20 protein-coding genes and 11 tRNA genes are annotated in these 21,037 nt (G+C 49.6%); 29 read left to right on the top strand and 2 right to left on the bottom strand.

All coding sequences use genetic code 11. The annotated features are described in order from the left end of the window. The 4 genes from C7459_RS23595 to C7459_RS05230 all read left to right on the top strand — a co-directional run. Positions 1–191: hypothetical protein (locus tag C7459_RS23595; protein WP_211320336.1), on the top strand; the 191-nt coding region annotated here is incomplete at its 5' end. A gap of 387 nt (positions 192–578) precedes the next feature. Then, positions 579–800 (top strand): hypothetical protein, encoded by a 222-nt coding sequence (locus C7459_RS05245; protein ID WP_109687051.1) that lies wholly within the window; start codon positions 579–581, stop codon positions 798–800. 1,234 nt (positions 801–2,034) lie between these two features. Then, positions 2,035–2,277, top strand: a complete 243-nt coding sequence (locus C7459_RS05235) for a hypothetical protein (protein ID WP_146200949.1) — start codon at positions 2,035–2,037, stop codon at positions 2,275–2,277. 276 nt (positions 2,278–2,553) lie between these two features. Further along, positions 2,554–2,742 carry a hypothetical protein gene (locus C7459_RS05230; protein ID WP_109687045.1) on the top strand — a complete coding sequence of 63 codons (189 nt, stop codon included), beginning with the start codon at positions 2,554–2,556 and terminating at the stop codon, positions 2,740–2,742. Positions 2,743–3,127: 385 nt separating this feature from the next. On the opposite strand, the gene C7459_RS05225 is transcribed toward C7459_RS05230, so the two are convergent. Beyond that, entirely contained in the window at positions 3,128–4,129 is a 1,002-nt protein-coding gene (locus tag C7459_RS05225) for a helix-turn-helix transcriptional regulator (RefSeq protein ID WP_109687043.1), read from the bottom strand. A gap of 412 nt (positions 4,130–4,541) precedes the next feature. After that, positions 4,542–4,709, bottom strand: coding sequence for a hypothetical protein (locus C7459_RS23165; protein ID WP_170119281.1), 168 nt, complete (start codon positions 4,707–4,709; stop codon positions 4,542–4,544). A gap of 160 nt (positions 4,710–4,869) precedes the next feature. Between C7459_RS23165 and C7459_RS05220 the strand changes: the two genes are divergently transcribed. The 25 genes from C7459_RS05220 to C7459_RS05095 all read left to right on the top strand — a co-directional run bounded on the left by C7459_RS05220 (position 4,870) and on the right by C7459_RS05095 (position 21,037). After that, the gene (locus C7459_RS05220; RefSeq protein WP_109687041.1) at positions 4,870–5,799 is read left to right on the top strand and encodes a tyrosine-type recombinase/integrase; all 930 of its coding nucleotides are present in this window, start codon (positions 4,870–4,872) and stop codon (positions 5,797–5,799) included. A gap of 266 nt (positions 5,800–6,065) precedes the next feature. Further along, positions 6,066–7,358, top strand: coding sequence for a helix-turn-helix domain-containing protein (locus C7459_RS05215; protein ID WP_146200948.1), 1,293 nt, complete (start codon positions 6,066–6,068; stop codon positions 7,356–7,358). Between the two features lie 493 nt (positions 7,359–7,851). Then, positions 7,852–9,357, top strand: a complete 1,506-nt coding sequence (locus tag C7459_RS05210; RefSeq protein ID WP_109687037.1) for a helix-turn-helix domain-containing protein — start codon at positions 7,852–7,854, stop codon at positions 9,355–9,357. Positions 9,358–9,374: 17 nt separating this feature from the next. After that, positions 9,375–9,746 carry a hypothetical protein gene (locus C7459_RS05205; RefSeq protein WP_109687035.1) on the top strand — a complete coding sequence of 124 codons (372 nt, stop codon included), beginning with the start codon at positions 9,375–9,377 and terminating at the stop codon, positions 9,744–9,746. Between the two features lie 37 nt (positions 9,747–9,783). Next, the gene (locus tag C7459_RS05200; RefSeq protein WP_245884395.1) at positions 9,784–11,052 is read left to right on the top strand and encodes a site-specific DNA-methyltransferase; all 1,269 of its coding nucleotides are present in this window, start codon (positions 9,784–9,786) and stop codon (positions 11,050–11,052) included. Between the two features lie 237 nt (positions 11,053–11,289). After that, positions 11,290–11,847 carry a hypothetical protein gene (locus C7459_RS05195; RefSeq protein WP_109687033.1) on the top strand — a complete coding sequence of 186 codons (558 nt, stop codon included), beginning with the start codon at positions 11,290–11,292 and terminating at the stop codon, positions 11,845–11,847. Positions 11,848–11,873: 26 nt separating this feature from the next. After that, positions 11,874–12,395, top strand: coding sequence for a hypothetical protein (locus C7459_RS05190; protein ID WP_170119280.1), 522 nt, complete (start codon positions 11,874–11,876; stop codon positions 12,393–12,395). A gap of 410 nt (positions 12,396–12,805) precedes the next feature. Next, positions 12,806–13,867 carry a hypothetical protein gene (locus C7459_RS05180; RefSeq protein WP_109687026.1) on the top strand — a complete coding sequence of 354 codons (1,062 nt, stop codon included), beginning with the start codon at positions 12,806–12,808 and terminating at the stop codon, positions 13,865–13,867. Positions 13,868–14,114: 247 nt separating this feature from the next. Beyond that, positions 14,115–14,197 (top strand) — tRNA-Leu (locus C7459_RS05175). 26 nt (positions 14,198–14,223) lie between these two features. Continuing rightward, positions 14,224–14,300 (top strand) — tRNA-Arg (locus C7459_RS05170). Positions 14,301–14,308: 8 nt separating this feature from the next. After that, a tRNA-Ala gene (locus tag C7459_RS05165) sits at positions 14,309–14,384 on the top strand. A 4-nt stretch (positions 14,385–14,388) separates the two neighbouring features. Next, positions 14,389–14,464 (top strand) — tRNA-Asn (locus tag C7459_RS05160). Positions 14,465–14,470: 6 nt separating this feature from the next. Beyond that, positions 14,471–14,547: transfer RNA gene (locus tag C7459_RS05155), tRNA-Glu, on the top strand. An 8-nt stretch (positions 14,548–14,555) separates the two neighbouring features. Further along, positions 14,556–14,631, top strand: a tRNA-Val gene (locus C7459_RS05150). A gap of 77 nt (positions 14,632–14,708) precedes the next feature. Further along, a tRNA-Met gene (locus tag C7459_RS05145) sits at positions 14,709–14,784 on the top strand. A 3-nt stretch (positions 14,785–14,787) separates the two neighbouring features. Next, a tRNA-Asp gene (locus tag C7459_RS05140) sits at positions 14,788–14,864 on the top strand. 27 nt (positions 14,865–14,891) lie between these two features. After that, positions 14,892–14,982 (top strand) — tRNA-Ser (locus tag C7459_RS05135). Positions 14,983–14,985: 3 nt separating this feature from the next. Further along, a tRNA-Gly gene (locus tag C7459_RS05130) sits at positions 14,986–15,059 on the top strand. A 21-nt stretch (positions 15,060–15,080) separates the two neighbouring features. Beyond that, positions 15,081–15,157, top strand: a tRNA-Ile gene (locus C7459_RS05125). 87 nt (positions 15,158–15,244) lie between these two features. Then, positions 15,245–15,424, top strand: a complete 180-nt coding sequence (sspK, locus tag C7459_RS05120; RefSeq protein WP_038089953.1) for a small acid-soluble spore protein K — start codon at positions 15,245–15,247, stop codon at positions 15,422–15,424. A 136-nt stretch (positions 15,425–15,560) separates the two neighbouring features. Beyond that, complete coding sequence (gene mnmA, locus C7459_RS05115; RefSeq protein ID WP_109687024.1) at positions 15,561–16,676, top strand: tRNA 2-thiouridine(34) synthase MnmA; 1,116 nt, start codon at positions 15,561–15,563, stop codon at positions 16,674–16,676. A gap of 173 nt (positions 16,677–16,849) precedes the next feature. Next, positions 16,850–17,620: a ParB N-terminal domain-containing protein gene (locus C7459_RS05110; RefSeq protein WP_109687022.1), complete on the top strand. Its 771-nt coding sequence runs from the start codon at positions 16,850–16,852 to the stop codon at positions 17,618–17,620. A gap of 125 nt (positions 17,621–17,745) precedes the next feature. Then, on the top strand, positions 17,746–18,546 hold the full coding sequence (locus C7459_RS05105; protein ID WP_109687020.1) for an SDR family oxidoreductase: 801 nt from the start codon (positions 17,746–17,748) through the stop codon (positions 18,544–18,546). A 239-nt stretch (positions 18,547–18,785) separates the two neighbouring features. Then, positions 18,786–19,526 carry a 3-oxoacyl-ACP reductase FabG gene (gene fabG / locus C7459_RS05100; RefSeq protein ID WP_109687018.1) on the top strand — a complete coding sequence of 247 codons (741 nt, stop codon included), beginning with the start codon at positions 18,786–18,788 and terminating at the stop codon, positions 19,524–19,526. After that, entirely contained in the window at positions 19,526–21,037 is a 1,512-nt protein-coding gene (locus tag C7459_RS05095; protein ID WP_109687016.1) for an acyl-CoA synthetase, read from the top strand. Before fabG ends, C7459_RS05095 begins: the two co-directional genes overlap by 1 nt.

The following is a 21,037-nucleotide window of genomic DNA, read 5'->3' as shown; positions in this document are numbered from 1 at the left end:
TGTGGAACTTCATCAGCAACACATTCGTGAAGGCGGAGTCGCACATTACTGTAATGCCTAGAGGGTGGGAGTTTGGGGAGCATGTCACAGAGTCCTTGTATTTGCAGGCTTTGAATGGGGTGTGTAGCAAGATCCGCTTGTACGTCGATCCACAGAGCAATCGTGTCGTGGCGATTTCGGGCGTTCTATAAGTTAGAGGAAGACGGTGTACCCCCATTGTGGGAGCCGTCTTTTTGCATTCTGAAGGGGACAGCGAGGAACGTGAAAAAGTTGGGCCGCTAGGAGGCTGCAGGAGGCGTTTTTGGAGGCGTCGAGGTATAAGCCCCTTGACGGTACGAGGGTGCGATCAGGCCATGAGAGTTTACAGAAACGGAGACGCGAACGTGTCGGTCATCTATGTTTTTGTTGAAGCAGCTCTGAATCCTACGGCTTAGGGCGTTTTTGCATCTTTGGGTACTTAATATTCGCTTAACAATCGGCTTCAAATGTTTTAGAAGCGGAACGAGGCATATACATACTTTGGAAGGGATAGGTGTCTTGGTACTCGAAGTTATAGGAAAGGAGAGGGGGGGTCTAGAATGGACGAGCATCGAATCCATCGCATTATTTCTGATGTGATCGACGGAAAGGAATATAGTGGGATAGTAGTTGAAACGGTGCCGGGAGTATTATTTTTGGCTTCAGTAGTCGATGCAGAAACAATTTCGAACGCATTTCGTGAACACACAAGTCAGGTATTTTCCGACTTCGAGACAGCAAAGCATTTTGTATTGAGCGAGTGGAGTAAACTTCGAAAATAGTAATACTGCCTCGCGTCAAGGAGAATATTGGACGATGTACTAAGGAGTGAGAACAACATGTACGAATGTCAAGCGTGTGGACATCAACAAAGTGAGGATCAGGCGGTATCGGTTCGCAAAAGGTCAACCGGTGATTGCTTGTTGCGTGTGCGGTTCATCTGAGTGCTACGAAGTGGAATGGGATGATTGATTGAAGTCCAATCCGTAAGTTGTTGCCTATGTTGGAAGAGAGAGGGGGGTCGCAGAACCTCTCTTTTTCTTTCTCCTGGCCCCTTCTATGTTTGCTTGAGGCATGTCCGAAGTCACTTCGCGTCACCAATGTCGGGTGGCTGAATTTACGGTAGCTGACGACGCGACAAAAATCGCGACATCAGGCTTCGCTAAAATCGACACCTTGGAGGGCAAAGCGGCCTGAAACGGTAGAGTTGAGCCTAGGCATGCAATGCGCTGTAGAGGACAGCTCACAGCTAGTTCGGCAAGAACTAAGCGGGCTGAAAGTTCTACGGGAAATGACCTACAACGCAACTCTGGCCTACGGATTAGGAGTTTGGCTTATCGTTAAGTCGACCATAGCAAAGAAGCTGAACAGGCAGGGTTTCAACTACCTGGTTCAAGGATTCGGAGCTCATCGCATTTGACGGCAAAACCTTAACGATACGAGTCTGCAACGAATTCGATCATGAGTGGTTCGAATCCGGGTCGTATGCAACTGTGGTCGAAGTGGCACTTCGAAGCGCTCTCGACCGGGAGATTGAAATAAAATACGTCTTACCCGCGGCACAACGTACTCAAATAAGAGCAAGCACGGCGGCATCCACCACGCGTGGGAGCTGCCGTCTTTCTTTTTGTGACGAAATCCTCCGAACTTCCGCATCTACATAGTCACCCTTCACCGCGTGGTTGACAATATGAGCGGAGCTTATGGCTCTCTCTCATGGCGACCCGCTGACTCCGCTGTACGTCGGCCCGATGTGGTTATAAACTCAGGGAGGACGAGCGAAAAGTGCGATGTGATTATTTGGGTAGGTCTTTAACGATGTGACTATTGACTGACGTTAATATGCAGGGTTATATTGAGTGCAATCTACCAGTTGGAGGAGGTTAATGACATGCAACGATGCTTATATCTCTGGCGGTTGCGCTCGCGTTATGTATCACAGGCAACATAATGGGGTCGAGATTTGATAACCTAGGTTTTTGGTACCTACTAAAGCAGGTTGGAAATTCCCCAGTCTTGTCTATTTTCACAATCTTCTCCTGCACTGGATCGGCGATCTTGTTTGGCGTCACAGGTTGGAGGATCGTCAAAGAGGAGGCAGGGTACTGGCTTAGCGAAGGCAACTTGGGTGGAGCTGCCATTATGGCCTTCGTCGGATTGCTCTGTTTTGTTGGTCTTATTTCAGCACTCCTTCCTTTGAAGGTGTTTTTGCCGATTGGTTTAATCGTGGTGCTTATTGCATGGGCAGCGAAGAAATAGCTCTAGTGTTTTCTCTGACAACGCTCTTATCGACGAGTTGTAAGTTTGGGGTAGAAGAATTGGGAGAAACAACAAAATTCGTCTAAATATCGGGCGGGGGAGTTCAACATAACCGAGGCGTTTCTTTAAAGAGTGTGGTGGATGGCCACGCAAAGGTGCGTGTGTGACGACCCACCGTAGTGATTGGACAAGTTGAAACATTGGATAACTGGTAGGATTTTACGTCCCTGTGGCGAATGTTTACATAGAAATTTTCAACGGAAAGGAGGAGACATCATGGAATACACTGGGAGCATCGAAAGCCCGATCCCGAAACAGCAGTACATGGTGGGGGTTTTGAAAGATGAAATTGCCGCTGGTACGCTACAACAGGAATTAAATGCAAACTACATCAATGGATGGAAATTGCACACAATTGACCTCACCAAGGGAATTGTGGTCTATGAACGCATTGATAAGAAGTAGAGCATGATAACCCCTGAGCACCCACAAAATGGGTGCTTTTTTCTTTTTGTAGCGCAATGTGGCTCGCTCAAGACTAGGCCGTTCGTAGTGTTGATTGATAGTAACAGCGGTACTACCCGAAGTCCACTTCGGGTGGTGGAACGTTGTATCAAGGGTTAACTGGTCTTAGTACCCGAAATCCACTTAGGGTTGACGTCTAGGTCGGAAGTGAACGTAGATCAGAGGTTGCGGGCCTTAACCATGTGAAGTCCACTTCCCACGGTACGTGCGCTAGACTTCCCACGATGCTTCACTTTGTATGTCTGGGCGCGCGCTACTCCACGATGACTGTTACGTTTGAGCGGGGAAGTAACAGAACCGAACGTCACACCCCACGGCCCAACCGTTACAAGTCGGCTACTAAAAGTTTTTTTAAAAGCTTGTGGATACGGCGCACCTGTTCATGATGCTTGTAGCCGAGTTCCTGCGCGATCTCCGTATAGCTCTCACCCGCAACCATCAATTGAGCCACCTTGCGCTCCTCCAGAGACAGACGCGTATCGTATAGGAAGTCCTGTCCCAAAACGTGTGTCAGTGGATCGGCACCGGGCGACGAAAGAACTTTGTGTAGCGGTATACCGTTTGCGTCGAGAGTGTCAAGGGACACCGTCCCGTAGTTTGCCTTTCGTTTGTCGGTCGTTTTCTCAGCGCGGTACATGTCCATTGCCTTGCTTTTTAGGATCATGGACAACGTTTCGATGAAGTAGAAACCAGAGCTGAAGCTGTGCCCTTCCGAGGCCAACGTGTACGTCAGTTCCGCGAACAATCCAACGAAATCCTCGACAGGTAATCCAGTTGATGCGCTCCACCGCAGCGCCAGATAGTGAAGGTATCCAACCTTCTTACGTCCCTCCAAGCCAGCCCATTGACGCTGTACGAGTTCGATTTTGCGGGGAGTTTCTTTTGGGAAAGAGCATAATCGCCGCCACACAGCATTGAACGCTTTACAATACTCGTTGTGGGTCGTTACGATTACTTCGATGTCCTCGTCAAGACTATCCAAAAACTCCGCCCACGCGTCTTTGAAGTCTGAGACTGCATCTTCAATACCCAGGGCCCACCGCTGCCAATGACGAGGCCAGGTCTCAAAGCGTCTTAGCTGTGCTTCACGGCGAATCTCAAACCCCAAATCCTGCTTCCAATCGGCAGCAGTCAAGGGTTTAGCTAGTACAGGTTTAGTTAGTTGCTTATTGTTTGGTATAGTACCTTGTCTATATGTAGCTCCAGCGTTTGTATAGTTGTAATACGAGATTTTGTTGCTGTATTGCACACTTAAGCTCAAATTATTCTTCTTTTTTTTCTTGCGGCGAGCATCATCTTCCGCGAGCATATCCTTAGCCCGGCTCATTCACTTCACCGCCTGCACGTTTGGTCATGGTTATACGAGTAGCATGTCTGCAAGTGCATTGTTTATGCTGGTGAATTAGAAACCATTGACTTTTTCGGTGATGGAACGACGGTATGTTTTGACTATCGGCAGTCCACTTCCGGTTGCGCTAGACTTCCAGTGAATCGTCACGTCCCGAAGTTTTGGAGAATTCGCAAAAAAATCTATGATTGCGATCTTCTACAGGGTGTTTATACGTAAGAGGGAGCCAGCCCACCATGGCCCATTTCATTGAACTTCTGAAATCCCGCATACATTCGCTTATCGTCCGGGGGGGCATATAGAACACCGGGGGCATTCTTGCAAGGGAGTGGCGTGGGGGTGAGGAGAGCAGAAAAAAACCACCCTGTTCATTGGGCGGTTTTGACAATACCTATTTTTCTTCTTCTTCGATAGAAATGATGGAGGAAAGCGGAAAGTGAACTTTGCGGTTACGTAATCCAGTTACGATAACTGTAATCATTCCGTCCGCCAATCTCTCGACTTCTCCTTTGTGATCCTTGTTGTCAACAGTTTTAATTTTTACATATTTCCCAGTCACGGTTTCATCACCTCCAACAGTAATCATATCCCATTATTCACAAATTTATTCTTATTAGGCAATGGTATTTATTCATCGTAGAACTAATATTCTACGACGAGTAATGACGAGAAACCTTGACTTCTCGTCGGAGAACACGACGGAACAAGAGGTGTAGGGAATGACGAACTATCTACAGCAGTTTTCGACATGGTTGAAAGACGAGGACAAGGCGGACAAGACGATTAGTACATACGTCACCGCGCTCAACAAGTTCGTCTTATGGTACGAACAGAGCGAAGGGAAGACGTTCGAACCACAGTACGTTACGACGATCATGATTCAGGATTACCGTTCCTATATGATGAATACCCTCGACCAAAAACCAGCTACGATCAACAAGGCGTTGGCGGCACTCAAGACGTTCTTTAGCTGGGCCGTCGACAAGAATCACATTCCTACCGATCCAGCAAGCAAGGTACGCATGAAACGTGTTCAACAGGTCATGGGCCCAAAATGGATGACCGACCAAGAAATCAACCGACTCACATTCGCGTTGGACACGGAGACGAACGAGTTCAAGGCGGCTAGAGATCGGGCGATCTTCTACACAATGTTTCGGGCCGGGCTACGGGTCGAGGAGGTCAGCAACTTGAAGTTGACACACGTAGACTTCTGGCGCGAAACCGTGACTGTCATGAATGGCAAGGGCGGGAAGTTCCGTGTCATACCGATGCATCAGGAATTGAAGAAGGCGTTAAAGGCGTGGTTGCCGTTTAGGAACGCCAGCGAAAAGCCGGTTCACCAAGAAAGCGAATACCTACTTGTCACGGAACGATCCGGCAAGATGACAACGCGGGCAATAGAACACATGTTGGACTCGTACCTCGAAAGATGCGGCCTATTGGAGCGCTCAGCTGACGGTATGAAGTTGGGCGGTCAACACTCCTGTCACTCATTGCGTCATACATTCGGTAAGCGGTTGGTAGATGCGGGTCGCCAGCTCAACGAGGTAAAAGAGCTGATGGGCCATGACAACGTTCAAACGACGATGAGGTACGTAGAGCCGTCACAGAACGATCTCAGACGGGCAATAAATGCCGTAAGGTAGCCGTAAGGTAAATGTCCGAACAATGTTAAATGGGACGTGTAAAAACTCTATGAGATCACGTCATTACTAGGTTTTACACTCAGTAGGATTTCTATAATACGGACATTTTTAGACATTCTGACACGCCGCTTTCGGCGTGTTTTACTTATTTTGTGGCGAATTCCCATGAATGAATATCTATTATGATTAAAAATATATACATCTTGTTATTGGAGTGATATTATATTGTTGGAATATATAGATCAATTCAGGGTAGGTGTGAAGAGTTGTTACTTGATTCGTCTATGACAATTGGCCAACGATTTAAGATAATACGATCCGAAAAAGGTTTTTCTCAAGCTGAACTTGTGGAAGGTATCTGTTCCCAAGCAGTAGTAAGCCAAATCGAGACCGACCGTAAGTATCCCTCAGCCGAGATGTGGGGTAAATTGGCGGATAAATTAGGTACTCCTCTTCGCGAAATCATGGGCATGCAGGAGAAGCAGATGGAGGCTGGTTTTCAGATCGACATGGTTCGTGTTTACATTGAAAAGGCCGACTATGAACATTCTCTGGAACTTATAGATGAGCTGGACCGGCGTGAGGACTTGTTGGAGCATCAACGAATTATCCTTCTTACTTGTCGTGCAGAAAGTCTCGTAAAAAACGGCGACTATCAGGCCGCATTAGAAGTCCTGGTTCCTTTCTTAGAACTTCAAGAGACGCAGCAAACAGTAGACGATGAAATTCTATGTGACACCTACAATAAGCTTGGCAACGCGTTCTATCGAATCAATGACTTCGAGAGGGCGTTTTCTGCATTTGAACAGGGTTATAGAATTAGTGTGAGATTGCCTAAATTCGGGCTTATTGCCGCAAGAGTAACGAAAAATCTAGGCTTGACTTGTAACCAGCTTGGCTTTAAGAAAGATGCGACAAGGTATCTTGAAAAGGCATACAAATTTTTTCAACATGCATCGAATATAAATGAACTGGCAAACACAATGTTTTATCTGGCATTGGCAACAGAAAACGCTGAATACATGCTAAAAGCTCGCTCTCTTTACGAGGGAATTGAGTTTGTCCGAGAGGCAAACATCGCAAAACAATATTATGCCTTCCATGTCGTGAAAAACGATAACCCAGATAAATCGCTTTCCGAAATTGAGGATTGTACGCGAGAGTTTGAACGTATGGGAGATCTACCGATGTGTATTTTTACTCTTTCGCGATCTGCCATGTTATGCACAGAACTAGATCGTCAAGATGAGGCAGAGCATTATCTTGAGCTTGCAGAAAAATATGTTGAGGAACTTGGTGACAAGTCGGACTACTTGCTCTCAGAATACTATAAAGCTAAATCGATATTATATTATCGGAGAACGGACTATAACCAGGCTGTTAGGAACGCAATGAAATCAGTAGAAATTTGTGTTACAATGGGGTTGGTTACTGACGCGGCGGATGCATTGCAGGTTGCGGCGGAGTCGTACCGTCAATTAGGAATGATCGAAATGGCTTATAATACCTCAATGGAAATTGTGAAAATGTTACGTAATCCACTCAATAGGGGGAAGTAAATTTGAAGAAAGTTACCCTGCTTTCATTTTTGTTATTAGGTATCTGTTTCGGGGCACACTTGGGAGATCAGACCGAAAAAACAAATTCATCTACACTCAAAGTAGCGGTTGAGGCTGGACCCGGCCCAACACTAATCTCAGCTCCGAATTCGGCTGTAGTGATTGGTTGAACCCTGACATTGAGTTAGGGATGGGTCATTCACTTGGACTGTTCTTCATAGAAAAACTTTTAAAAGACCGCCTGTAGCTGGCGGTCTTTTTTTGGAACAATCGACGATGGCAGGTCTGTTATTGACGCACGAATTTTGCTACGGGGAGCGGGTTTGGTTAGTATTGATAGAAAACTTGTATAACCTATAACTCGGGATAAGGGTTTTTGGTTAACAACGTTTTTGTTTTGAAATAATGTATTATCGTTTACGATCACTTATGTAAGGGGAATTCCCTTACATAGGTGGTTTTTTTATTTTGTAGAAAAAGGGAGTGTCGAGCGATGTCATGTCAGACCGTTGTTCCACTTACACTTGGGCAACGCATCCAAGATCTTCGTAAACAAAAAGGGCTCACCCGAGCGCAGTTGGCGCAAGGACTCTGCGATCCACTCATGATCGAGCAAACAGAGACGGATATCGGCAGACCTTCGTTCACGGTGTTGAGCGGAATTGCAGAACGTCTGGAAGTACCTTTTGATTCCGTCATGGTTGACTCGCAGCACAACACAGAGTGTGTGAAGCTGTTCCACCAAGGGATGAAGAACCAGCAAGACAGAGACTATCTGTCAGCTCTAGAGTGTTTCGAAGAGCTGGTGAAGAGACCCTTTATTGGTAGCATCCCCAAAGGCGATCTGCTGGTGAATCTTGCGGTGTGCTATCTCTGTTCGGGTCAACTGATGGAGGCAACGGATTGGTTCTACACCGCCCTCGAATCGGCTTATGCAACACAGGACATGGAAACGGTTGTCGCGGTCTATAAGTATCTGGGGCACATTGAATTCCAAGAGCAACGTTTTGAACACGCCCGCCGACACTTTGATCGGGCACTTGCGTTGTGTGGTCGTCTGCCAGAGGTTACGGAGTACGAAACTACGAACCTGCTTATTCTGATTGGCCTTTGTTACTTCCATTTGGAGAACTCCAAGGACGCCATGCAAATCTACCGCCATGCTGAAGGCAATTGCCAGAGCGACCCAGAGCGGCAAACCTTGTGCTTCCTTCAGCTCATGTTAAGCCGGGTCTATGCAAAAATGTCGAAGAGTTGGGAAGCGAAGCTCTATCTCGAAAAATCAGTTACCCTGTTGCACGAGATTGGTGTGATTGACGCTGAGCGTGGAATACGAACTGCTTGGGCGAACTTCCTTGATACCTGCTCCGCTCCGATGGCGATTGCCTCCCTGCGACCCATTGCCGAGTTTTTGGATCAAAATGGGTATCAGGTCGAGGCCGGACTCTGCTATGTCGAGTTGGCGAATTCGTACCTGAAAAGAGACCAAGCCTTCCCGCCCTTCCACGGTACTGAGCATCGAGGGTACGTGGAGCTGGCAATGGACGCATGTCGTGAAGCAGAACTCCGGCTTGCTGAATCTGTTTTGTGTCTGCCATTTGTGCAGGAGCTCCGGGGAAGGGTTCTCGTTACTTTCCCAGACCTTAACCAAGCAGCAATGGCTTTCCGCAAGGCTGCGGATGGCTTCAAGCAACAGAAATTGCCCAAGCATTGGGAACGAATGATGAACGCCCTGTCCACGATCTACTGTGCACAAGAAGGAAATGGGGACACCCGAGAAAGTATCGGCCTGACGATCCGGGCCAAGCCGGAACTTGTGAATGTTCGGGTACTGGCCGGGTTCTCTCAGCGAGACCTTGCGAGGAAAACGGGTCTTAGCAGCCCGTTTTTGTCCCAGTTGGAAAAGGGAATTCGCAATGCCGGTCCACATAGCGCTAAAAAAATCTGCGACACCTTGGCGGTTGATTTTGAAGACGTATTCGAGCTGGTGAAACCTTGAATAGGGGAGGGAGAGGAATGGGAACTTTCGACCAGCGCATTCAAGAGGAATGTGTTAGAGGGAGAGAACTCGTCACGATAAGTTGGACGGAGCAGGATCTTGATGAAGAGAAAGTGTTTAAACTGTCCGGCTTGCTCCTGACGAACGATACAGCCCTTGTCATATGCGACGGAAACGTCGAGTTTCATATTGTAGAGCAGAAGGCGGATGGCGAGTTTCTTCCGATCCGATGCTGTGACCCGATTTTCCACATTGGGGAGGAAGACGCGAAGTACCTACAGGTGTTGGATGACTTGTCGAAACTTTCAGTCGTGGAATTCGCCAAAAAGTACCCTCACCCAGAATACTATGACCAAGGAACATGGGCGGGGGATGATGATAATTCGTAAATTGTGTGTGGGTACGGAAGTAGGGCAATCAAAAAACATGATCATCGAAGGCGAAAATCTCAGAGTCATGGCGGAGTTGGAACAGCATCGTGGCCTCGTCGATCTCATCGTCACCGACCCGCCGTATAACACTGGCCGGAGATTCCGCTACCGTGATGATTGGGGCGGGGAGTGGGTAAACATGATGAAGCCTCGTCTGATTCGAATGCATGAGCTACTCAAACCCGGTGGAGTCCTCGCAATCTGCATCGACGACAATGAACTGTTTCGCTTAGGCTTGCTCATGGACGAGGTGTTTGGCGAACAGAACCGTATCGCGATCATCAACTGGCAAAAGTCATATGGCCCCAGAAACGACAACAAGCATGTCTCCAGCGACACGGAATACGTGCTTGTCTACGCCAAGAACAAGGAGCAAGCCAGCACGAATCTTCTTCCCCGCCACGATGTCATGAACGCTAAGTACAAAAACCCGGACAACGACCCTGCCGGCCCTTGGAAGATCGGAGGAGACGCTACCGTCGCCACGCCTGCGGAGCGGGATCGGTATGCGATCCAATCGCCTTTTACTGGGGCGTTGCACTATCCGGGTGCTCGTGCATGGTCGCATCCCAAGAAGAAAATGAAGGAGTGGCTCCAATCCTGGGGCAGTTCTTACGAAGAACGAGACCTCGACGACGGTCGCCAGAAAGCCTTGGTGCTGAAAAACGCTCCAACACCGACACTAGCTGACTTGAAGTTGGACTCCTGCCCAGTTGTATATGACGACGCAATTGCCGAACATCCCCTCCTTCAATCCGCACGGCAAAAAGCAGAGGAACTTCGCGATCACGATGTATGGCCGATGCTCTACTTCACTGCAAACGGAATGGGACGTCCTGCGATAAAACGTTATCTCAACCACGTAAAGCAAGGCAAAATTCCTACCACGTACTGGGCCACAGACGACTATGACGAGCCGGAAGTGTTCGGTACACAATCATGGAGCTATGAGGAGTCAGGTCACACTCAGGCTGGAATCAATGAACTGAACGCGGCCATCGGTAAGGGGCACAACTTCCAAACGGTAAAGCCGCTCAAACTGTTCAAGAAGCTCATTCATCTGTGGTGCCCGCCAAACGGGATCGTACTTGACCCGTTCGCCGGTTCGGGCACTACTGCCCACGCAGTTTTGGACCTGAACCATCAGTCGGGGGCTGACCGCCGGTTCATCTTAATTGAGAGGGGGAATCCAGAGGAGGGGGATCTATTTGTACGTAGTATCACATTTAAGCGTGTGTGTAGCGTAGCAAAATCTCTTGTTTAAGGATTTGCGATAAGAGGTTGATGTATGAAAGTGCAGCCTTGAGGAGGCTGCCTTTTTGTTTGCAGGGGTAAAGGAATTCTCTTTTCCAAAAGGCAATCATGGATATTATGGTCACTGTACGCAAATCTATATGCGGGTTCAATCTTGAATCATTGTTTCTTTATAGCAATCTAGAAACATGATAGACTAAATTGATAGTGATAGAGATGTGTTATCCAAATAGGGGGATTTATTGTAATGGCATTCAATTCGTATGTGTTAGACAAAAAACTACTAGAAAATTTCCAAATTATCGTCAACGAACATTCGAATTTCCTGATAAATCGTTACAGCAATATTAACGGAAAAAATTTATGGAGTCTCTGTTGTTCTGCTAAGGACTGGCTCCATGTGGGGGTTCAAGGGCTTCCCTATATCGACCTACAGCACAATAATGATGATGCTCGGTCACTTAATGTTCTTCAGCTCATTCTGACTTTTGATATAATCGTTCAGGCAATTCAACAACTCTATCGAGTATTCAACGAAGAATATCCCTATAAACAAGATCGATCTATATTTAGGTCTGAAGTATCCGATGATGCTTATTTTAAGCAAATCCGCGCATGTTTTGGCGTACATCCTGTAAATCTCGATAGTAAAAATGGTGAAAAAGACGGTAAGAAGTACTTCGCGTCCTGGTCAAGCGATGTAGGTAGCGAAGGTGATTACATGGTTTATCTCTACAGCAGTGATCCTAGCGAACCATCATTCCATTTTACTTATATTTCGAGGAAATACATCGGTATGTGGTAAAGCGGTACTTACTCCTTGAGAATTTGATGGAAGTTATTTCGAGACAAAAGAGAGATTTCACAGAAGAAAAGATACAAGAAGAGATAGTAAAAGATACCGATCCGATTAGACAGTTAGAAATCTTGCTAATGGAAAATGGTAAAAGAATACGGGAAGGTGGAGGCTACCATTATGAAATTAGTACTCTAATCAAACTGTTTTCTGCTCCTCAAAACTTTCCCGTTAGTGGAACAACTGTTCATATAGGATATCTCCAGTCCTTGAGTAAGGTTATTGAGGATATCTATCGGGCCCTGCAAAAGGGAGTGTTCGAAGAGTTGCCTCATATCCACTTACTTCATCCGAGTAAACAACAATTCAGTGAGTGTTTCTATGATATCTCTAAAGTATTTGAGTACATAAATAACCCTTCATATATTGCGACTATGTTGGAGTATCACGTGAATAGACTAGTGGATATTGGTTTATTGCCGGCTTTTGCTAAAGCATCGATGGATAAAGATGACCTTCAGTTATTACTACTTTCTGGCCTTGCGAGCAAAGGGTAAGTCGATTATTGTGCCATTGTAGAGATACCTAGTAAACTCAATGTGATAGTCCAAGGAGATTATTTTATGGAGTATGAGAAGGTTTTCAGTGCACTTCAAAAGTATCAATACGAGTCACCAACGATCGGGGAAGTATATGAATGTAAAGTGAGCCGAACGCCTGACCATAATTTCAACCTATATATTGAAATACAGAGAGCCTACAATCACAAAGTTCTATTGAAACGTTCATATAAGCCGCGAGAGTTTCAACATGCAACAATACTTCTTGATTTGCGGGGACAGAGCTTATGTTACATTTATAAACAATATGTAGATTAGTGTAAGTGGTGATGATCGAGATAGTCTATTGATTTTTTACTTATTTTTGATAATATAAAAGTCATGAGGAAAAGGAGGCTTATCCCTTAATGAAAAAGAAATCTTTGTTCGCATCCGTAGTGCTTGCGGGTGGTGTTTTATCGTCACAGCTCGCGTTCGCTGACACCAATGCAACCATTCAGGCAATCGATCCAGCAACATCTCTTACACAAGAAACAGTATCCCCCGCAACAGCGACCGGCCCGCTCTTCGAGATAAAAGAGGGGCAAATGTCGTATCCCGCTAATTATAGTTTTGTGATGCAATCTGCAAACTTCAGCAACGGAAACTATGTTGCGACTGTTGGCGCTGGCAAATATACGATCTTCGATGCAGCAGGCAACGCGCTTACAAGCAACACTTGGCAAAATGGCACCCTGTTCGGGATTTCAGCAGCCGCGACGATGAGCAATGGGTTTGTCGTATTGGCAGGGGGTGGTGGTAACTTCCAGATTATTACCGACTACGACTATGTCGTGAAATCTGGTAAATGGGCGCAAGGAACGTCATTGATCAATACCGCAATCGGCCTCGCGGATGGCCGGATTCTGCTGGCTGGTGATAGTGGCAAGTATGCGTTCATGGATGGATATGGGAATTCTATCAAGTACGGAAGTTGGTCACACGGTGCTACCTCGATCACAGCAGGAACACAGCTTGCCGATACGGGCAATATTGTGCTCGTTGGTTCAGGGGGGAAGTATAACATTCTAGATGCGAATGGCAATCTGATTCGCAGTGCTACTTTGACTTATGTGACCACTCCAAACGCTGTGGCCCAACTCAGCAACGGAAACATCATCATTGCAGGCAGTTCGGGAAGGTATGAAATCATCAACCAGTCGGGAATCACGCAGTACAGTGCTACCTGGAGTCATGGGTCTTCTTATGCCATTCAGACGATCACATCGCTTCCCAGCGGGAGAGTTTTCTTGGGGTCACTGTTCAGTCAATACGAACTTCTCTATCCTTTGGGTAACAGCGCTGGATATGGGTACATCAGACCAAACACTGGTGGAGGATTTACTCTGCAAACAAGCCTTGTGACTAGGTTAGGATACTTGATGGTAGGAGGACAATTCGGTTACTGGAAACTGCTGACTGAGAACTGATCGAAATGTGTAAAGCTAGAACGTTCGACTAGATCATAGGCGGACGTTCTGACTTTCTTCGGAAAGGGGAGGGCAGGCAGGGTTGCATTTGAACCCCCCGTCCCAAAAAAGTTTCGAAAACCCCTTGCATAGTTGTGTGCAATCCTGTATATTAGAACTCACGGGACACGCAACACAGTGTGACTGAGCAAAACACACAGTCCTGTAATGCTAACGACTTGTCACGTAGAAGGAACGTAGCAATTTCGCGGATGTGGCGGAATTGGCAGACGCACTGGTTTTAGGTACCAGCGGGCAACCGTGGGGGTTCGAGTCCCTTCATCCGCACCATTTTCATTTCATAAACAACCGCATACGCGCCCTTAGCTCAGCTGGATAGAGCGTTTGACTACGAATCAAAAGGCCGGGAGTTCGAATCTCTCAGGGCGCGCCATTTTCAATGGGGGGTTAGCTCAGTTGGTAGAGCACCTGCCTTGCAAGCAGGGGGTCAGCGGTTCGAATCCGCTACTCTCCACCATTGTTCCTCGATAGCTCAGTTGGTAGAGCGCCCGACTGTTAATCGGATGGTCGCAAGTTCGAGTCTTGCTCGGGGAGCCACATCTTGGCCCGTTGGAGAAGCGGCTTAACTCATCGCCCTTTCAAGGCGACATTCACGGGTTCGAATCCCGTACGGGTCACCACGTTTTACGGAGGCTTAGCTCAGCTGGGAGAGCATCTGCCTTACAAGCAGAGGGTCGGCGGTTCGATCCCGTCAGCCTCCACCATTTTCAAAAAACAAAGGAAGGTCGACTAAGACCGCGGCGTCCATGCCGCAACGTCGACACTCCGAAATCCTTTTCGTCGCGGGGTGGAGCAGTTGGCAGCTCGTCGGGCTCATAACCCGAAGGTCACAGGTTCAAGTCCTGTCCCCGCAACCACATGGAGCTGTGGTGTAGTGGCCTAACATGTCCGCCTGTCACGCGGAAGACCGCGGGTTCGAATCCCGTCAGCTCCGCCATTTATTGTTTTGTTTCGCTTTTTGTACGGAGTGGTGGCCGAGCTGGCCGAAGGCGCTCCCCTGCTAAGGGAGTATACTGGTAACAGTATCGAGGGTTCGAATCCCTCCCCCTCCGCCATTTGCGGGTGTAGTTCAATGGCAGAACATCGGCTTCCCAAGCCGACAGCGTGGGTTCGATTCCCATCACCCGCTCCATTTTTTACTTTCAACGACTAAGGGCCCATAGCTCAGTTGGCTAGAGCGCACGACTGATAATCGTGAGGTCGGAAGTTCGAATCTTCTTGGGCCCACCAACATAAAAAGACCTGATTCCTTCGTGAATCAGGTCTTTTTGCATGGGATACCCTATAACGACTCTTCATTCAAAAGGGGGCATCCATATGCGCAACAAAGACAACCATCCAGGTAACTTCGGTGGTCCGAAAGGTCTCGACAACCCGAAAGCCAAGGACGATTTTGCGCCGCTGCGTCCTGACGGTTCGATCGCACCACGCCCGCAAGCACGGATGCGTGAAGGTGCATCCCATCACGCTCATCCGAACCCGCCTTCCAACGAGTAAGCAACAAACCAAGCAGGAGCAATACCGGATTGTGTTCCCGGTTATTTGCTCCTTTTTATATGTATGTTATGATTGAGGGCAACCGAGTTCGGACAAAGTAAAACTGACACAATAGAGAATTGAGGTTGCATGTAACATGACGAAAACTCCCCAAGAAACCCGTGTCGTCGTCGGCATGTCCGGCGGCGTTGATTCCTCCGTCACCGCGCACTTGCTCAAAGAGCAAGGCTACGATGTGATCGGTGTATTTATGAAGAACTGGGATGACACCGACGAGTTCGGTCATTGCACGGCGGACGATGATTTCAACGATGTGCGCCGTGTCTGTGAGACGATCGGCATTCCGTACTATACGGTCAATTTTGAAAAGCAATACTACGACCGCGTGTTCCAATACTTCCTCGACGAGTACACGCGTGGCCGCACCCCGAACCCGGACGTGATGTGCAACCGTGAGATCAAGTTCAAGGAATTTCTCGACGCAGCCATCGATCTCGGCGCTGATTACATCGCGACTGGACACTATGCCCGCGTCGATTTCCATGAGGGCGAGTACCGCCTGCTGCGTGGGGTGGACACCAACAAAGATCAGACCTATTTCTTAAATCAATTGAACCAATTCCAGCTCTCCAAGACGATGTTCCCGATTGGTGAAATACCGAAACCTCGCGTTCGTGAGATTGCGGAAGCGGCTGGCCTTGCGACGGCGCGTAAAAAGGACAGCACCGGCATCTGTTTCATCGGTGAAAAAAACTTCCGCGAGTTTCTCGGTCACTACCTGCCAAACCAGCCGGGCGAGATGCGCACGTTGGACGGCGTTGTCAAGGGACAGCACATCGGTCTGATGTACTACACGCTCGGTCAGCGCCAAGGTTTAGGCATTGGTGGATCTGGCGGATCGGGTGAAGCGTGGTTTGTCGTCGGCAAGGACCTTGACAACAATGTCCTGCTCGTCGAACAAGGTCAGGATCACCCAGCGCTGTACTCGACCTCGCTGGTCGCGACTGACGTTCGCTGGGTCAGCCAGCGTCCCAAGTCCGGGACTTTCCGTTGCGTGGCCAAGTTCCGCTACCGCCAGCCTGACCAAGGCGTGACGGTCCATGTGCAGGACGGCGGTGCATGCGAAGTGGTCTTTGATGCCAACCAAAAAGCGGTCACCCCTGGGCAAGCGGTCGTCTTCTACGACGGTGATGTCTGTCTGGGTGGAGGGACGATTGATCAAGTGCGCGCGCTCGTCCCCTTGAACGTGTAAGAGTAGGAGAACAAAATGTAGAAATGAGCCCGGTTCGGCTAAGCGAACCGGGCTCATTTTTTGCAGAAACCTCCATGTGTTGAAAATCAATCCTTGACACAAGCGGAGAAACGTAATTTAATTAAATTACACACTGATTTTAACTTGGAGAACATCAGACGGAGTTGAAATACATGATCCTCGCTACAGGTGTCAATTCCTTGCAAGTGGTCGACCTTGACCGAATCCGCTTTCATGAAGAATACGAGCCCCATCGACTCGATGTCACGAGCTATGCCATCCGTATGGAAGGCGTGTTGCGTCACCCGCCAATCGCGATGCAGATGCGCGATGGTTCCTATCTAATCCTAGACGGAGCGCATCGCACGCACTCGTTGGAGGCGTTGAACTGCAAACGAGCCGTTCTGCAAGTGGTGAATGCGGAACAGTTCGCTCTAGAGTCTTGGAGCCATGCTGTCCCGAGCGGCGGCTGGTTGGAAGAATTGCGACAAGCGCCGGAGATCGAATGGCGGGAGGAACCAGGCGCGGACGTTGCGCTCGCCGAAGTGGTGGAAGAAGGTGGGGTTCGCTCGTTCCTGTACCCAGCTGGCGGTCGACGTGATCTGGAATCGCGGCTCCATGCGTGGACGATCATCGTCGATTCGTATACCAAGAAGTTACCGGTGCAACGCTTCTCGCAATGTGACGGTGTACCTCAAGCCGGTAGGGTGCATTTCTGTTACCCAGCGTGGAGCATTGAGGAGCTGGAGGAGACCGTCCTGCGCGAACGCGTGATGCCTGCGGGTGTCACCCGCTGCGTCGTGGAAGGTCGGATCTTGAACTTGCGCATCCCGCTGGACTTGTTGCTCCAATCACAACTCGACGTCGAGCGCTGGGAACAATTGATGGAGCAGTGGGGACGATCGCTGCGGTTGTACACGGAATCGGTTTTCCTCTGTGAGTAGTCGTCGTGCGACACAACCACATGGTTACAAAAAGATAAGAACCCTGAACGTAGAAGGGTTCTTGTTTTTTGTAAAAGGATAGGTAATACTAGGGGGGCACGCTTGACTAGTGGAGGAACTTTTTTGTGTTGAAAAAAGTAGCACTCATAACGGGCAGTTCGACAGGACTTGGCAAACGCACAGCTCTTGAACTCGCCAAACAAGGCATAGATGTAGTGATCAATTACCGGACGAATCAGGAAAAAGCGCTCGATCTCGCACGCGAGTTGGAGCGCGACTATTCGGTGCGTGCGTTGGCTGTGCGGGGGGATGTCTCCGATGCAGAGGATTGCCGAGTGTTGATCGAGGGCGTGATCGAAGCGTTTGGACGCATCGACATCTTGATCAACAACGCGGGGCCGTACATTGCCGCCCGCAAAAAAATGGCCGACTACGAGTTAGATGAGTGGAATGCGATGATCAACGGCAATCTGACCAGCGTGTTTTACTTGTCCAAGTTGGTGATTCCCTATATGCGTCAGAACGGCTGGGGGCGCATCGTGAACTTCGGGTTTGATCGGGCCGATTCGGCACCGGCGTGGATGTTCCGTTCGGCGTTTGCCGCCGCGAAGGTCGGGTTGGTGTCGTTGACCCGGACGCTGGCGTTGGAGGAAGCTGAGCATGGCATCACCGTCAACATGGTCTGTCCTGGCGACATCACCCACGAGTGGAAGGAAGCCAATATCGCTGATGTGCATCGTATAACGGATGCAGGCACGCCAGTCGGGCGTGTCGGCACAGGGGAGGACATCGCCCGCACGATTGCCTTTTTCTGTGCGGAGGCGTCCGACTTCATCACCGGCACTGTGCTGGCGGTGACAGGTGGCAAGGATGTGTTGACAAAGTACAAGTTTGAGAGCGAAGGTTCGAAAGGTATTTGGTCATGACCGCATTGATCGAGAATAAATTCGGACCTGCGTATGGAAGCCGGAGCAGTTTGTGTTTTGGTTCGACAGATCGAGCCACCCACTGGTGTAGTTGGGTGGCCCTTTTTGGTATACTATTGTAAGAGTTTGTTTTTTTATCCGACGATTCGGCTTTCTAGCAAATCGTGCAACTCTTCTGCAACAACGGATTGCTAAAATACTCTTATACATTTGAAGAGAGATTTTAGGAGGTTTTCCCTATGCGGTTGGTTGATCAAGTAGCGATTATCACCGGCGGTGCGAGCGGAATCGGCAAAGAAACCGCACTGCTGTTTGCCAAAAACGGCGCGAAGCTCGTCATCGCCGATTATAACGAAGCGGGCGGGCAAGCAGCGCTAGAGGAACTTCGTGCGCTCGGCACTGAAGCTGAATTTGTGAAGGCGGACGTCTCCAATCGGGAGGACGTTCAGACGATCGTCGATACAGCGCTGAACCGTTTCGGACGGATCGATATCCTCGTCAACAACGCAGGCATCACGCGCGACGGCTTTTTGGTCAAAATGGACCCGGCGGCTTGGGACCAAGTCATCTCGATCAACTTGACCGGCGTGTTCACCTGTACGCAACTTGTCGCAGGGGTGATGATGCAACAAGGGGCAGGCGTGATCTTGAATGCGGCCTCTGTCGTCGGGCTCTATGGAAACGTGGGGCAAACCAACTACGCGGCCGCCAAAGCAGGCGTAATTGGCATGACCAAGTCATGGGCGAAGGAACTCGGACCGAAGGGTGTCCGTGTCAACGCGGTTGCACCTGGTTTCATCATGACCGCCATGACGGACAGCATGCCGGAAAAAGTCCTCGGCTTGATGGAGGAGAAAACTCCACTGCGTCGCCTCGGCCAGCCGATGGATATTGCCAAAGCCTATCTGTTCCTCGCGTCAGATGATGCGAGCTTCGTCAACGGAGCGGTGCTCAGCGTGGACGGAGGCTTGACCCTCTAATGCGCCGCGCCACCGACTGGCTCCAGAGCCGCGCTCGCCTCACCCCGCACAAATTGGCGCTGGTCGAGGTGGAGACGGGACTTCGGCTCACGTATGAGCAGTTTAACGTGCGTGCTGGGCGACTGGCGGGCTATCTGCAACAACATGGCGTGGTTCGTGGTGACCGCGTGGCGTTGCTGGCTCCGAACTCGACGAGTTACTTGGAGTTGCTTTTCGCCTGCGCGAAAATCGGTGCCCTGTTCGTCCCCTTAAACTATCGCTTTTCAACGCCGGAGTTGGCCTACGTGCTGAACGACTGCGCGCCGAAGGTCTTGGTCTATTTCGAACCCTATGCGAACTTGGCGCATGACTTGGCTGCGCGCGTTCCTGTCCCGCTGTTGCTTGAGCAGCAGGGCTACGAACGCATCGTGTCTTGCGCGGACGGTGCTGCAGCGATTCCGGTCGAGGTGGAACTGGAGGACCCGTGGGCGATCATCTATACAGGCGGAACGACCGGGCAGGCGAAGGGCGTGGTCCTGTCACATCGAGCCATCCTCTGGAACTCGATCAACACGGTGCTCTCCTGGGGGCTGACCGAGCAAGACGTGACCCCGGTGTACATGCCGATGTTCCACACGGGTGGATTGAATGCCTTGACCACCCCGGTGTTGTATGCGGGAGGGACGGTAGTGGTCGGACGTGACCTCACACCGGCTGCGGTGCTGGAGGTGTTGGAGCGAGAACGCTGTACGATCGCGCTGTTCGTCCCCACCGTCTACCACTCGTTGGTCACCTCGCCAGAATTTACCGCGGCGCAATTTACGACGATGCATACATTCCTCTCGGGTGCTGCGCCCTGTCCGCTCTCGATCTACGAAGCGTTTTGGGCAAAGGGCTTGGCCTTCAAGGAAGGCTACGGGCTGACCGAAGCAGGACCTAATAATTTCTACATCCACCCGGAACGCGCCAAGCAAAAAATCGGCTCGGTCGGCGTGCCGATGTTCCACAACCAGATCCGCATCGTCGATGAGCAAGGTCTGGACGTAGGTACGGATGTGACGGGCGAAGTTTGGATTCAAGGCCCACACGTGTTCACCGGCTATTGGAACAAGCCTGAGAGCACAGCGGAGACGCTGGTGGACGGCTGGTTGCGCACAGGAGACCTCGCTCGCCGCGATGCGGACGGTTGCCACTTCATCGTCGGTCGCAAAAAAGACATGATCATCACCGGCGGTGAAAACGTTTACCCGCTGGAAGTCGAGCATATATTGGAGCAACATCCCGCCGTCTCTGAAGTCGCGGTGGTCGGCCTGCCCGATACCAAATGGGGCGAGGCCGTCACGGCGGTGCTGGTGTTGCGACCCGGCGTGTCCGTATCTCCAGAGCAATTGAAGGAATATTGCACCGACAAGCTGGCTGGTTACAAGATCCCCAAGCAGTTCTTGTTCGTCCGCGACCTACCGAAAACATCCGTAGGCAAAATTGACAAAAAATCGATTGTGCACCTATCCACGCACAACGAGACGGCGTGA

Source organism: Tumebacillus permanentifrigoris (genome assembly GCF_003148565.1).
In the GTDB taxonomy this organism is placed as follows: domain Bacteria; phylum Bacillota; class Bacilli; order Tumebacillales; family Tumebacillaceae; genus Tumebacillus; species Tumebacillus permanentifrigoris.
This window is presented reverse-complemented; position numbering and strand designations above follow the sequence as displayed.